This window comes from Legionella quateirensis (assembly GCF_001467955.1).
Taxonomy (GTDB): Bacteria; Pseudomonadota; Gammaproteobacteria; order Legionellales; family Legionellaceae; genus Legionella; species Legionella quateirensis.
This window is the reverse complement of sequence record NZ_LNYR01000031.1, coordinates 134,365-148,508: the sequence shown is the minus strand read 5'-3', so window position 1 is coordinate 148,508 and position 14,144 is coordinate 134,365. Positions and strand designations below refer to the sequence as shown.

The following is a 14,144-nucleotide window of genomic DNA, read 5'->3' as shown; positions in this document are numbered from 1 at the left end:
CTGTTCCATTCTAAAATTAAGCAATGGTGTATGCGATAATAATGCGTGTATGCCCTGCTTACTTACTGCTTTAAAATAAGTTAAATGTTGATTCATCATGTCACATGTAATGATCCCAACATCTCTTTAACTTCATCAATTGTTGGAACAGCCAGTGGATACTTGTCTTCCAGTTCCAAAATAAACTTCATTACATCGTTTGGCGCTCTAAAGTCATCTTTAACCTTAAATATCAAGGCGTAAATAAAGTTTGCTCTTTGAATATGTGGGTTTCGTTCGGGGCGATCCTTGTCATATAACTGAGGTTGTATCTCTTTATCTCTTATATCAACAAGCTTACGCAGAACCAGTGCTTTAAACGCTTCATCTTTGGAAGAAAGCTCGTCCATACGATGTTTCGCAGAATCTGACTTGTCCAATTCACCAGGTTTCAAATTGCTTCCATCATCTATATCATCCACAACTTATTCCCTCATTTAGATTCCAACAGGATTATATCCAAATTAAGTATAGTCACAGGCTAAAGTGATTACAAATCACCCCCTATGGATTAATTTTCGGAAGTATCTGCAACATAAAACTGACATTCAGTTAAACCTTGAGTACAGACATAACCACCCAAGGTATCTATCCAGCTATTGTCAGAGCGGGCTGGAATTTTTGTCAATACCTGCCACCAGATAGAATAATCACCTGCAGAGTTTCTATAAGTACAGGTTACGCCCTGTCCATATCGTGCAACAAGAATATTTGCTTTTACAAATCGCGTATTTTCCTCACCTTGTGGTTTGTTCGGTGAAAAAGGGTTTTCTACCCAGGGAGAAGGTGGAACTCCCCACTTTAAAGAGGTTGTATTTGGATCAGGGCAATGGGTACTATAACCTGCAACACTAAAAGTGAACAAAGCAATTCCTAAAACAAAAGAGCCGTACTTATTCATACATACCTCATTCAACACGCTGAAATTCAACTATAACTCATATTTTAGGCCATTATTTAATTAAGTGATTCAAAATGTCAAATTGGATTAAGAAACCTGAATCAGAAAATGCGTATACACAATGCTCAAAATCAATTATTTTTTCTACAAATTATCAAAAAATAAACCAGATACAGACAAAAAATATGAAGAGTTCAAATTCCAGTTAAATAATTTTCTGAAATCCATTGTTAGTCTCGCTATCTTTGTTATAATGACCGCGCGTGCCGGGGTGGCGGAATTGGTAGACGCGCCGGATTCAAAATCCGGTGATGGTGACATCGTGTCGGTTCGAGTCCGACCCTCGGTACCAATGATTCTTTTTACAACAGCTCTCATTGGTTCACAACAGCTCGCAATTTATTTCTTATTCTAGCTTTAACCCTTTTAGTGTATTCGAAAATAATACATCTTAATCAAAATACCTAAATCTATTTCAAGACACTCAAGCTTCATTTCATGTGCTTAACGTACATCATGCGTCAATTCAGACGCCCTCTCCTGCTTAAACAATTTGAATTTCAGGCGTAGCCTGGGAGTAGGCCCAAAGGGCCGTATCCCAGGTTTACATTTTTTCATTACCTTTTACGAAGTCATCAGATCAAGCCGTAATATATAAAAATTTATTCAAGGAAAGCGTAAAAATGACATAACATCAATTTGGAGAATGATGGTGACTAGAATGTAAACCTGGGATACGGCCCTTTGGGCCTACTCCCAGGCTACATCGGATATTCAAGTTACTTGCACGGGAGAAGGGCTGATCGTAGTACGCTGAACATTAGGCGCAAAGATTAAGTATCTATATACAAAAAACCGGATCTATACTTTGTAAGAATTATTCCCTTACAGCCTTCAATCCCTCTTCTTTATCCAATAGCACCGGTTGTGGTTGATTACCATTTGTCTGATCTTTGATTAATATAAGGAAAGGTATAAACGCCAATGCGAATATAATGGATAATTGATATAAACCAACCCAGCCTATATTCAGTTGAATACTTGCTGCTATAGGACCTGAAATGATCCTTGGTAAGGTCGACAAAGCAACCAGAATGGAAAATTGAGTGCCAGTAAATTGTTTATTCACTAAACGCATGAATAATGCAACCAAAGCTGTGGATCCCATACCTGCTGCAAAATTATCTGACACCACAGCGACCGCTAATAAAACAGTATTTTTTCCAATCATGGCCAATGCCACAAAAAATACATTGGTAATCGCTTGCAGCAATCCAAAAAATAACAAAGAACGATAAAGAGAACTGTGCAGTAAAATGTATCCCGCTGTTAATCCTCCAAGCAATATGGAACCAATTCCCAGCATCTTATTAATATAACCAATAGTATCCAGAGAAAACCCCAAACCCTGAATTAAAAATGGCATTACAATACCACTGGTTGTAGTGGTAAAGGCTTCACCTAATTTATAACAAAAGACAAACATCAAAAGATATATTATTTTAGGGCGACCAAACAACTCCTTAATTGGAGCAATAAAAGAAAGCGCAAAATTGGTTTTTTCTTGAATTTCAGCGGAAGGCTCTTGACTGAACAGAGTAGCAGCCATGCCTATTATCATAACGAAGCCCATAAATCGGTAGGTAAATGCCCAACCAAAATGTCCTGCCATGATCAAGGCTAAACCACCGGACAGTAATAAGGCCACTCGGTATCCAAAAACAGCCAGGGAAGCACCTAGGGCGTGTTCCGATACAGGGAGATATTCAGCCCTGTGTGCATCAATCGCAACATCCTGAGTCGCAGAAAAACACGCTAGTATCAAAGCCAGAAAAGCTAAAACTTTAGGATACTGTTCTGGAGTAAACCAGGCCATAAGATTAAATCCCACCAACAATAAAAATTGCATGGTCAGGATCCAGCTACGCCTTTTTCCCAGATCAAATAATGAATAACGATCTAAAATTGGTCCCCAGAAGATTCGATAGGCATAAGGAAGGCTCACCAGGCTTAAAGAACCTGTTACCAGTACCGACATCCCACTATAAGCATACCAGGCTTGTAAAGTACTGCTGATTAAAGCCATGGGAAGACCTGAGGAAAAACCTAAAATGAAAACGATAAAGAGACGTTTGTTCATTATTTAGATATCTCGAAGCGAAGTAAATGAGGAACAGAGTTCACCCTGAACATAAGAATTCAGGGTGAATAAACTATTAATTAAGACGCGGATTTTTTAACTGAAATCAAATGAATTTTAAAAATTAAAGTTTCATTTGGTCCAATAGGTCCACCAACACTACGTGGGCCATAAGCCAGAGATGCAGGAACATAAATTTCCCAGGTAGATCCAGCAGGCATTAATTGTAATGCTTCAGTCCATCCAGGAATTACTTGTGATACCTGGAATGTTGCTGGTTTTCCTGTTTTTTCAGTACTGTCAAATACAGTGCCATCAATCAATCGACCAGTATATTCTACAGTTACAGTATCTGATTTACCGGGTTTAGCACCTGTACCAGCATCTATAATTTTATATTGCAAACCGCTTGGCAATACTACAACACCGGTTTTACTTTTATTTTCAGTTAAAAACGCTTCGCCTTTTGATTTGTTTTCTTCTGCTTTCTTGTTAAATTCCGATGTACGTTTAGCCATTAAATCTTTTTGGAATTTATTAAGAACATCTTTCATTTGCTGTTCGGTCAAGATCAATTGAGCTCCACTCATACCATCTTGCATACCTTTAGCTAATGCCTCTGGGTTTACATCAATACCCTGATTTTTGAAATTCTTTCCTAAATCAGCACCAATACTGTATGACAATTTATCTTTGTCTGTAGGTAAGGATGTGGCATCGGTTGCCATTGCAGTAGACATTGCCAGCCCCAAGACGGCCGCAGTGACCAATTTCATCTTCATAAACAATCCCCTTTTAGTCTTTCTTAAGTACATATCTTCCCTAATTGAATTAGAAAGATATAGAACATTGTAAAATAGCCCATTCATTCTGCCTAAATTCGCGTAAAATTACCAGTCATTACCAATGATTTAATTACAAATAGACAAACAGATAATATCCTTCTACACTTGGCACTAATTAGAACAAGAGATATAAATAGTATGAACATCAGTGTATTCGATTTGTTTTCGATTGGAATTGGTCCTTCAAGTTCACATACTGTCGGTCCCATGTCTGCAGCCAATGCTTTTTTGTTATTATTGGAAGAACGCAACCTTTTTGAAAAAACTCAGAGAATCAAGGTTGAATTATATGGATCATTGGCTCTAACAGGTAAAGGTCATGGTACAGATAAAGCCATTCTGAACGGACTTGAAAATAAAGCACCCGAAACTGTTAAACCGGAATCCATGATACCTCGCATGCATGAGATTCTAAATTCCCATACCCTTAATTTGGGCGGAAAGAAAAATATTTCATTTAACGAAGCAACTGACTTTTTATTTTTACAAAAAGAATTACTGCCCAAGCATACTAACGGAATGCGATTTTCAGCTTTTGATGATCAGGGAAATCTACTAATCAATCAAGTTTATTACTCAATTGGTGGTGGATTTATCACTACTGAAGAAGAGTTTAACAAACCCGGCGAAGATACCGATCCACCCCCCTACCCATTCTCTACAGCAGAGCAGTTACTCAATTTATGTCAGTCCAACAACCTGACCATAGCTGAATTAATGATGGCTAATGAAAAAACCTGGAGAAGTACTGAAGAAATTCAACAAGGAATTTTAGCTATTGCCAAAGTGATGGATGATTGCATCGCAAGCGGTTGCAAACATGATGGAATCTTACCCGGTGGACTTAATTTAAAAAGACGTGCTCCGGATCTCTATAAAAAACTCATGGATCAAAAGGGTGTCAAAAGCATATTCGAACAATCAGACATTATGAACCACTTAAATCTCTACGCCATGGCAGTTAATGAAGAAAATGCCGCCGGAGGCCGCATAGTGACTGCGCCAACAAATGGTGCGGCAGGCATCATTCCAGCAGTCTTAAAATATTGTCAGCAGGCTCATGATAGAATGAGTAATGAAGATGTATACATTTATTTTCTTACAGCAGCAGCAATAGGCATACTTTATAAAATTGGTGCGTCAATCTCTGGAGCAGAAGTAGGATGTCAGGGTGAGGTAGGTGTGGCTTCCTCAATGGCAGCTGCAGGCCTGACCGCAGTTTTGGGTGGTACTGTAGCCCAGGTTGAAAACGCTGCGGAAATTGCTATGGAACATCATTTGGGCATGACCTGCGATCCAGTACTGGGTCTGGTTCAAATACCCTGTATTGAACGTAATGCAATGGGTTCAGTTAAAGCAGTTAATGCAACACGAATGGCTTTGATAGGTGATGGTCAGCATCAGATTTCTTTAGATAAAGTGATTAAAACCATGAAACAGACTGGCATGGACATGCAAAGCATTTATAAAGAAACGTCTATGGGCGGTTTAGCAGTTAATCTGCCTGAATGCTAAATTGGCAGTGTATCAAAGTTTAATCATCTTACACTGAAAACACAGACTGGACTATAAAGTCTGTGTTTTCGTTACAAACACAATCATTCTACGACTAGCCCTATCAACACGATTCAACTCTTTTATTCAGACTGATTCGAATAGATAATAAAAAAAGCACTATCATCCATAATCCACCTAATACACTAATAAAACCAATCAAAGGGTTATAACTGACCAATCCTGAACAAATTACTGAAACTGTAGCCGTCACCATATTCAGAAAACTCATCATGGCTGCTCCACTGGCTTTATCAATAACCGAGTTTGATGCAATCAATGAACCGCCCGCAAATAATAATCCACTGAATAAATACAAGGTTAACGTGCTGGAGAAAAACCAGGCAACTGAAGGATTTTGGACACAGCTAATCAAAAATAACGGAACCAAACCTAGAGCAGTACCTATCATACCAATCAGAACTACTGTTCCAGCAGCCCACCTTTGTAACATCGGACGTACAATCAATCCACCAGCAAGCATACCGGCCATATTTAAAAGATTCCAGTAGCCATACTCAGCAGGTGTTAATTGAAATAAATCAATCGCAATCTGCGGACCCAAGGCAGAAAAGCAATATCCTATGGCAGAACAAAGACCAACTACTAATGAATAGATGACTAATGTAGTTGATGATAAGGCCTCTTTATAACCATTCAGTATCACGTTCCAATTTAATTTTTGCGGGATTTTCAGGGTCTCACTGAATATTTTGGTTCCATAGAACATCATTAACCCATGGCAGAGCAGCAGATAAAAACAATACTCCCAATGACTGAACTCTGTGATGATGCCTCCCAGAATAACCGCTACTCCTATGCCTAAAGTAAAAGATAATATGGTATAGGCCGTTGCTGTTTTTCTTTGATCTGGTGGAAGCCATTCATTAATTAACATAAAAGTACAAGCCAATCCGCTTGCCGCCCCTAAAGCACTAATCCATCGGCCGATGAGTAACACTATAAATGAATGATGATTTAAACCAAGAAGACACAGGATAATGCCCAGGATATTGATCGCCAGCCCCGTACGTAATGCTAAAATACGCCCAAAACGATTAGCCAATGGGCCATAAATTAATTGGCCGATCACATACCCCACCAGAAAAGCAGATACCATCCACTCCACCTGACCTTGGAGCAAACCAAACTGACGTTGAATATCAGGTAATGCCGGAGTAATAATTGTCGCAGAAAAAGAAGCTATTGAAATATAGCTTAGTAACCAGATCATATGAAAGTAAACCATTGCACCTCTCCAGAAAGACTTAGGTGGCCATCACTTTGAGCAATGCGGAAGAGCTATCGAAAACACTGGACACACTCTTTACCACAATTCACTATTGGAAGAGGACGTAACAGTTTTTCTCTCTAATTGTGCTCAATACATTAGTAATGACCTATATGGAGAGTTTAATAATTAAATTTTAATTAATAAATATAGGTAATAGTTAATATATATTAACTTTAAGTTAATAATTACGAATGCAGAGAATAATAGTTTTTTTCCAAACCCACATGTTTTTTCTCAATTGAACTTATCATACCTGGACCCTCCGCCTTCGCGGAGGGTGACGGTACTTATAATAAGGCACGATACTTACAATGGTGCACAATGCTTACAATGAAGCACAATATTTACAATGAAGCACAATGCTTGCAATGAAGCACAATGCTTACAATGAAGCACAATGCTTGCAATGAAGCACGACGCTTGTAATGAAGCACGATGCTTGCAATGACGCACAATGCTTGCAATGAAGCACAATGCTTGCAATGAAGCACGACGCTTGTAATGAAGCACGATGCTTGCAATGACGCACAATGCTTGCAATGACGCACAATGCTTGCAATGAAGCACGACGCTTGTAATGAAGCACGATGCTTGCAATGACGCACAATGCTTGCATTGACGCACGATGTTTGTATTGACGCACGATGTTTGTATTGACGAACCATGCTTACAGGGGATTGCTATTTTTCTGAAACGAATAATCACATCAGTCACCCTCCGTAACTCCGTCACCCTCCGCGAATGCGGGGGGTCCAGTTTATGACTTTCATCAGAACTATCATTGTTCAAATCAATCCATTTTGGATTAATAGGTTCAATGCATGCGGTTTTCCATGCTTTTTATCTATTGGACTTGCCATACCTGGACCCTCCGCCTTCGCGGAGGGTGACGGTACTTATAATAAGGCACGATACTTACGTATGGTGCACGATACTTACAATGGTGCACGATACTTGTGATGAAGCACAATACTTGCAATGAAGCATCCGGCTTAAGGAGATTGCAATTTTTCTGAGACGAATAATCACATCAGTAATTTTCGTTATCCAGATAAAGAATTCATACTTTCCAAACAGTGATCATATCGTTTTTTATATAGCCACATCCAAAACATCCGTCTTGGTATTAGCCACATCCATAATGAGCATTAACGCATCACGGATTTGTTTTAAATCAGGGCGTTTCAACGCATCGTTTTGAATTGTTTGTCCTATTAATAAATTTAATTCTGATTGTTGTGGGGACAAATGTGATTTAAAGAAATTCAAATCCGAATAACTAACATCTTGATTTAAGTTAAACCAATCTTCCATTGTTCTGCCCAAGGCATATACTTCTGTCTTATCCGTATAAGTATATGTACCGTCGCTACCAAATATCTCTACAGCTACCTGACCAAAAGTTCCACGGAAGGTATCTGTTCTGGCGGTTTTCTGATCATTCATTCTTAACGCCACATCGAAATCAATGAGAGTTACGGTATTCATTACGTCATCATAGATAATATTGGACAATTTAATATCACAATGAAGTATCCCTTTTTTATGCAACTCACTGAGTGCTGCAGCGACATAAACAAAGATCTCAATTTTTTTATTCAAATCAAGATCGAGCCATTGAGTAAGATCTTTCCCATAAATATAAGGTTTGATTATATGTACAGTCTGGCTGTTCTCATCAACAGAAACAGTAAACTGATTCACTGTTTTTAACATATCAATTTCAGCATCAATTTCGGCAACAGATTTTTTATCACAAATAGTGTAGGATTTGATTATATGCCAGGCACCGGAATCCATATCTTGCCCAAGCCTCATTACCAAATTCTCTTTTGTATGCATTACAGCAGGATAAATTACGAAATATCGCTCAGCAGAAACTAAAATTTTATAATTAGTCAGAGAGATGTTTTGATCAATACTGACCATAGTGACGCCAAGTTTTTTTACCATTTCAATGACAGCAGAAACTCTGGTTTTGATCATCTCAATATTATCTTTTTCAATCAAACGTTCAGAAGTAAATTTAGAGTGTAGAAATTCGGGAACTCGAATTTGCGAGTGTTGTAACTCAATTGCGTTTAGTGCATTAGTACACCTATCGTCAAATTCTGTTTTGTACTTTTTAACTGGTGAAAACTGCGGATTTCTCTTTCTTTTTTTTTCAATTTGTCCATTGGTTTGCTCACTATTGTCCTGTTGTGAGTTTGAGATATCAGTTAGTATTGATGGGTCGAATTTAGATTCCAATTTGTAATTTCCTGACTTAAAGCATAAATGCATTTCATTATACATAAAGAGTATAATTTAATCAATGTGAACCGTTTGTCACTATTTCCAACAAGAGTATTGATGTCTGCTGTATAAGTACTTCGTTGTAATTTATCTATGAACGATACAATACTATTTAAAACTTGCCAGCACGTGAATTCAAAGCCATCTACAGGCATCATTTTGGAGCGTTATTACACGTCTTTAGATAGGACACTAAACTACTTGTTTTTAAAGCTGAACATTGATTAAACTCAAACTGTTTATATAGATATCTAAGTCTGTCAAAATACCTTTAAATTTTCGACACACCCTAATAATCCATCTACTAAATTAAGGATATGACCTGATGTTGGTTCCTGAAATATCATTACTTGATCATCTCCCTGGCTATATTGGTTGGAAAGATTTAAATCGTCATTATCTAGGCGCAAACAAAGCCTTGCTGGAGCTTAAAGGGTTTAGTGATGCAGAAGAATTTTTCGGTAAAACAGATGAGGAACTCTCACCTTGGTCAATTGAGGAAAATAAACTGTTCCAACAGCAAGATTTGTCTGTATTAAATGGCAAAAAAGTATCTACTGTGCATATGGATTCAAAGACTGGTGAAGTATTCCTGTTAGAAAAAAATCCATTAACAGACCCAAACAATAACGTAGCGGGATTGATTTATTATTGTCGTCCATGTCCTAAGGATGAAATTTTTCGTATATTAAGACAGTACGATGAAACTCTGCAAATAAACAGTCATCATTACACACTAAATGACAATGAAAATAAATATGCATTAACAAACCGCGAGTATGAATGTGTTTTTTTATTAATACGAGGTAAAACCGCAAAAGAAATAGGCACTTTGCTTTCTCTATCAAAACGTACAATAGAGTCTTATATAGAAAACATTAAAAATAAGATGAATTGCAAAAATAAGGCTGAAATACTGGTAAAAGCAGTGTTAAATGGATATCACCATCACATCCCTGCACGATTAAACCAGGCAACTATTATAAAATCGCTTTAATACTATTTTCTGCCGATTTTTTACCGTATAAATACGGTGATTGGAGTAAGTCTGGATAGTGTAGTATTTCAAAAACTTACTCAAATCAATTAAAGGATCTAAGCATGCGTCATTTTTTTATAACCCTTTGTATATTTGTGATGTCCAACGCAGCCTATTGCTCACCCGTCTTCGAAATCGTCCCTCTTGGAGTCTATGGTGGTCTGAAAGATGGAAATTTATCAGCGTATTTACTAAAAGAAATCGGGAGTGAAAATTATACAGCTCTTGATGGGGGGACTTTAGTGAACGGGCTAGAAGCTGCGGTCGAGAAACAATCAGTACACAATAAGAATATTAAAGATTTGCTGCAAAACCATATTCCAGCATACCTCATTTCTCACGCACATCTTGATCATCTTATCGGTCTTGTTATGGCACAACCTGAATTGCGAGAACAGCAGACGATTATGGCTCGCGAAGAGACAATGGAAGCATTGCAAAAACATATCTTTAATTGGTCTGTTTGGGGAAATTTTGGAGATCGAGGAGAAATTCCTCACTTAAATTATCAGCATTACCAATCTATGCCATTACAGCAATGGCTGGCTATTCCAAATACCGATCTGCGCGTAAAAACGTTCCCTTTAAGTCATAGTGGAATGCCATCAAGCGCTTTTTTAATAGCTTATAAAACTGATTATATTTTATATTTTGGTGATACTGGCCCTGATAGCATTGAAAAATCGACAAACATAGAGAATATTTGGAAAGAAATTGCACCACTCATTAGAAAAAAACAGCTTCATGCCATCATGCTGGAGTGTTCCTTTGTAAACTCACAGCCAGACGACAAATTATTTGGCCATTTAAAACCAAGCTTATTTATGTCTGAATTGCGCCGCTTAGCGACGATGGTTAATCCTTTAGACTTAAGAAACTCACTAAGAGGATTACCAGTTGTTGTTACTCACATCAAACCCGGATTAGGTGACTTTGCAGGTTCGAAAGAAGATACAGTAATTCAGATTATGAATGAATTGTCGCAGGACAATGATATTGGCGTAGAATTAATTAAACCGGAACAAGGTATGTTGTTACATTTATAACAGACACTATGCATGATAGCCCGAAGTGTGCAGAGCCGGTCATTATCAATCATGTATGGCATTGCTCATTAAGGGCTGTTATAAACAATTCTGAATTAATGTGTTCCACAATAATTGCCAGAACCATGCAATCAAACAAGAGCCAGCTTAACTGAATTCCGCAAACAGATATAACATCCACACCCGATTAAAATACAAAATAAATAAAGGGTTTTGCTGGAGAAAACATAAAGATCATCAAGCCGAATACCCAAACAGAATAAAGCCATTTTTTAATCCAGAGCGGTTGAATATTTGCCAATATATTGGTTTCTAAAGATTTTACTGCAGGTCCTATAAAACATAAAGCAAGCATTGCAGCTAATGTTATAAATGAGTCACTGTATGCAGATCCTTGTTTATTATTGATAATCTCATGAACAAACCCGGGAATATCGTACATCTTGTTTAAAATAGTAAGAGCCTGATCAACAGAGGTAGATCTAAAAATAACCCAGCCAATGACTACTAAAGTGAATGTACCTATTATTGAAATAACAGGTACCATTCTATTTTCTGTATGAGGAGTTTTATTATTAAATAAATACGTTTTGGTTAGATGATAGAGCGCCAGAAGGCATCCATGATATAAACCCCAGATCGCATAATTCCATGATGCCCCATGCCATAACCCAGCGATAAACATGGTAATAATTAAATTGTTCACCGTTTGATATAATGCTCCTCTGTTACCGCCTAATGGAATATATAAATAATCCCGAATCCATAAGGAAAGAGTAATATGCCAGCGCTTCCAAAAATCACTAATATTGCATGCATTGTAAGGATGATTAAAATTAATCGGTAATTTAATGTTAAACAACAAGGAAACACCTCGAGCTATATGGGTATAACCTAAAAAGTCAAAATAAATTTGAATAGTAAAAGCAATACTGGCCAGCCAGGATTCAAGATGATTTATAGATTGATAATTATTAAAAAGAGGATCCGAAATTGAGGCCACACTATCCGCGATAATTAACTTAAAAATAAAGCCATATAATAATAATTGAAATCCTTCTCTTAATCGTGATGCATCCGCCAACTCAATTTTATGCTCAAATTGGCTATACAGCTCCTTATATCTTACGATAGGCCCGGATATAAGATGAGGGAAATACATGATGTAAAAATTATAATTCAGCCAACTGCTCGCTGGTTTTTCACCACGATAAATATCAACAATATAACTGATCGCTTCAAAAGTATAAAACGACACACCTAAAGGTAAAATAATATTAAGCGGATGGAATAATGGATGTGTGTAACCTAATACTGATCCAAGCTCGTGAACACTGGAAAGCAAGAAATTAGTATATTTAAAATAGATTAAAATGCCGCAATTAATCAGTATGGAAAGAGTCAACAATAATTTTTTGTGTATTTTTGAATCGGTTGAATGTATTTTTTTACCCAGATAATAATCAACAGAGGTTGAAAATAAAATAACCCCTATCAGGGGGACACTCCAGGTGCCGTAAAAAAAGTAACTGCAGAATAATATAAAATATTTTCTATAATTTTTATTAATTAATAGAAAAATAAACAGCGTAGTCATTAAGAAAATAACAAACTGAAAAGTAACGAAATTCATGTTGTTCTCACCGTGCTGCCTTTCAAGTATTGAAAAATTTCCGTATTTAAATATCCATTTGAAGCAGTATATTGCTTGTTTATAATTCTATTTGCCAATGTTGAAGTGAATTTAATTGCGCCATATATATTCAGGTGAACAGGATCCTGAAAATAAATGGGATTTTGATATGCCTCAAACAGATTCACAAATGCAATATTTTTTCTTAAAGCGTATTGGGACAGCGTACTCTCTAAAACATCATTCGATGGCAGGCCATATTCATCATAAATTTTTCGCATTAAGGGCTGATACATTGGGGCCAGTACCAATACAACCTTTATGGAATGTGCATTCAATTCATCAATTATAATGTCCAGACCATCCGTACCTAATTTGAAATTGGCAAAGGCTCTGGTGTATTGCCCCACCATGGCATCATGCATTAAAGGGGCATTAGCCGATTCTTCAGATAAAGTACCAAAAGTGGGAGAAAATCCTTTATCAGAAATCGCTGGATAACCGCTAAACAAATTATTAACCCGCCACTTATTTGTATGTAAAATCGCTTGGGCGCCAGTATTAATTTGCTGGTGATAAAAATGAACTAATCGAAAGAAATAAGAAAACCGGGCTGCCTTGCAATACATTTTTGCAGCCATTGTAGGCTTATCCAACACAAAACAACGCGTGTAGTAATCCAATGAATTATTATCAACATAATTGGAATGGGCAACATGATTTGCATCAAAACTAAAGTTCTCTAAATTCAGATTATGAATGGATACATTCATAATGACCCAATCCGGTTTGACCTGTTTTTTAAGGATGTAACGTAAATAAGCACGATGCTGCTCTATACCTGTTCCATCAACGCCGATATTATAAACCTCATAATGTTTCGACAGTTTTTCAGCGAGCAAGGAAGAAAAAAGCTCAGGATAAAAACCACGCGCAATAATGGAATCACCAATCGCGACGACACCGCCTTTAATTGAATCACTAACCATCATTTTCTGATCGTTTCGGATACTCTCTCCAAAAGGCGCCGTACTGGTTACAGCGATCCATCTTGAGAACAATTCTAAAAAGAGAAAAACGGCAAGCAGAATAAAAACACCAATTAATCCTTGCTTAAAAAGTCCTCGACGATATGTTTTTTCGCAATGGATATCAGACATAATAAGTAAACAATAGTAATTTTAAAATTTAAAAGCCTGTGCAGGATAAACATTTTTAGTGTTGATGTATAGGGTCTGTTGAGATTTCACTGAGTCAAATCCCTGGTAAGATCCCCATTTAGTTTTGCCTGGCTTAATTGAGCCATGTGCGTAAGCAAGCGGAATCTTGTTTCAATTTCAGCTCCCTGACGGTCACTG

General features: G+C 37.2%; 11 protein-coding genes and 1 tRNA gene. 4 read left to right on the top strand and 8 right to left on the bottom strand.

From position 1 onward, the window contains the following. Nucleotides 1–95: 95 nt before the first annotated feature. Both Lqua_RS10300 and Lqua_RS10295 read right to left on the bottom strand, forming a co-directional pair. Nucleotides 96–461 (bottom strand): hypothetical protein, encoded by a 366-nt coding sequence (locus Lqua_RS10300; RefSeq protein ID WP_058474195.1) that lies wholly within the window; start codon nt 459–461, stop codon nt 96–98. An 89-nt stretch (nt 462–550) separates the two neighbouring features. Continuing rightward, nucleotides 551–940 carry a DUF3757 domain-containing protein gene (locus Lqua_RS10295; protein WP_058474194.1) on the bottom strand — a complete coding sequence of 130 codons (390 nt, stop codon included), beginning with the start codon at nt 938–940 and terminating at the stop codon, nt 551–553. Between the two features lie 265 nt (nt 941–1,205). Here Lqua_RS10295 and Lqua_RS10290 point away from each other — a divergent pair. Beyond that, nucleotides 1,206–1,292: transfer RNA gene (locus Lqua_RS10290), tRNA-Leu, on the top strand. A 525-nt stretch (nt 1,293–1,817) separates the two neighbouring features. On the opposite strand, the gene Lqua_RS10285 is transcribed toward Lqua_RS10290, so the two are convergent. Together Lqua_RS10285 and Lqua_RS10280 are read right to left on the bottom strand one after the other, a co-directional pair. Beyond that, nucleotides 1,818–3,080, bottom strand: coding sequence for an AmpG family muropeptide MFS transporter (locus Lqua_RS10285; protein WP_058474193.1), 1,263 nt, complete (start codon nt 3,078–3,080; stop codon nt 1,818–1,820). An 80-nt stretch (nt 3,081–3,160) separates the two neighbouring features. After that, nucleotides 3,161–3,862 (bottom strand): BamJ family beta-barrel-assembly machinery protein, encoded by a 702-nt coding sequence (locus Lqua_RS10280; RefSeq protein WP_058474192.1) that lies wholly within the window; start codon nt 3,860–3,862, stop codon nt 3,161–3,163. Nucleotides 3,863–4,063: 201 nt separating this feature from the next. Between Lqua_RS10280 and Lqua_RS10275 the strand changes: the two genes are divergently transcribed. Continuing rightward, on the top strand, nt 4,064–5,440 hold the full coding sequence (locus tag Lqua_RS10275; RefSeq protein ID WP_058474191.1) for an L-serine ammonia-lyase: 1,377 nt from the start codon (nt 4,064–4,066) through the stop codon (nt 5,438–5,440). Nucleotides 5,441–5,543: 103 nt separating this feature from the next. Here Lqua_RS10275 and Lqua_RS10270 read toward each other — a convergent pair whose 3' ends face one another. Next, nucleotides 5,544–6,728, bottom strand: coding sequence for an MFS transporter (locus Lqua_RS10270; RefSeq protein WP_058474190.1), 1,185 nt, complete (start codon nt 6,726–6,728; stop codon nt 5,544–5,546). Nucleotides 6,729–7,865: 1,137 nt separating this feature from the next. Then, nucleotides 7,866–9,023, bottom strand: coding sequence for a protein kinase domain-containing protein (locus tag Lqua_RS10265; RefSeq protein ID WP_162264400.1), 1,158 nt, complete (start codon nt 9,021–9,023; stop codon nt 7,866–7,868). A gap of 370 nt (nt 9,024–9,393) precedes the next feature. Here Lqua_RS10265 and Lqua_RS10260 point away from each other — a divergent pair, with 370 nt between their 5' ends. Continuing rightward, entirely contained in the window at nt 9,394–10,065 is a 672-nt protein-coding gene (locus tag Lqua_RS10260) for a helix-turn-helix transcriptional regulator (RefSeq protein ID WP_058474188.1), read from the top strand. A 104-nt stretch (nt 10,066–10,169) separates the two neighbouring features. Continuing rightward, nucleotides 10,170–11,153, top strand: coding sequence for an MBL fold metallo-hydrolase (locus Lqua_RS10255; protein WP_058474187.1), 984 nt, complete (start codon nt 10,170–10,172; stop codon nt 11,151–11,153). A 187-nt stretch (nt 11,154–11,340) separates the two neighbouring features. Here Lqua_RS10255 and Lqua_RS10250 read toward each other — a convergent pair whose 3' ends face one another. Continuing rightward, nucleotides 11,341–12,786 carry an MBOAT family O-acyltransferase gene (locus Lqua_RS10250; protein WP_058474186.1) on the bottom strand — a complete coding sequence of 482 codons (1,446 nt, stop codon included), beginning with the start codon at nt 12,784–12,786 and terminating at the stop codon, nt 11,341–11,343. Beyond that, nucleotides 12,783–13,946, bottom strand: a complete 1,164-nt coding sequence (locus Lqua_RS10245; RefSeq protein WP_058474185.1) for a DUF1574 family protein — start codon at nt 13,944–13,946, stop codon at nt 12,783–12,785. The genes Lqua_RS10250 and Lqua_RS10245 overlap by 4 nt, the downstream gene beginning before the upstream one ends. Nucleotides 13,947–14,144 lie beyond the last annotated feature (198 nt).

What these genes read in the sequence shown, in the direction of transcription:
- Lqua_RS10295 (WP_058474194.1), bottom strand. Translation starts at nt 940, where the DNA reads ATGAATAAGTACGGCTCTTTTGTTTTAGGAATTGCTTTGTTCACTTTT.
- Lqua_RS10270 (WP_058474190.1), bottom strand. Translation starts at nt 6,728, where the DNA reads ATGGTTTACTTTCATATGATCTGGTTACTAAGCTATATTTCAATAGCT.
- Lqua_RS10250 (WP_058474186.1), bottom strand. Translation starts at nt 12,786, where the DNA reads ATGAATTTCGTTACTTTTCAGTTTGTTATTTTCTTAATGACTACGCTG.
- Lqua_RS10245 (WP_058474185.1), bottom strand. Translation starts at nt 13,946, where the DNA reads ATGTCTGATATCCATTGCGAAAAAACATATCGTCGAGGACTTTTTAAG.
- Lqua_RS10285 (WP_058474193.1), bottom strand. Translation starts at nt 3,080, where the DNA reads ATGAACAAACGTCTCTTTATCGTTTTCATTTTAGGTTTTTCCTCAGGT.
- Lqua_RS10275 (WP_058474191.1), top strand. Translation starts at nt 4,064, where the DNA reads ATGAACATCAGTGTATTCGATTTGTTTTCGATTGGAATTGGTCCTTCA.
- Lqua_RS10260 (WP_058474188.1), top strand. Translation starts at nt 9,394, where the DNA reads ATGTTGGTTCCTGAAATATCATTACTTGATCATCTCCCTGGCTATATT.
- Lqua_RS10255 (WP_058474187.1), top strand. Translation starts at nt 10,170, where the DNA reads ATGCGTCATTTTTTTATAACCCTTTGTATATTTGTGATGTCCAACGCA.
- Lqua_RS10280 (WP_058474192.1), bottom strand. Translation starts at nt 3,862, where the DNA reads ATGAAGATGAAATTGGTCACTGCGGCCGTCTTGGGGCTGGCAATGTCT.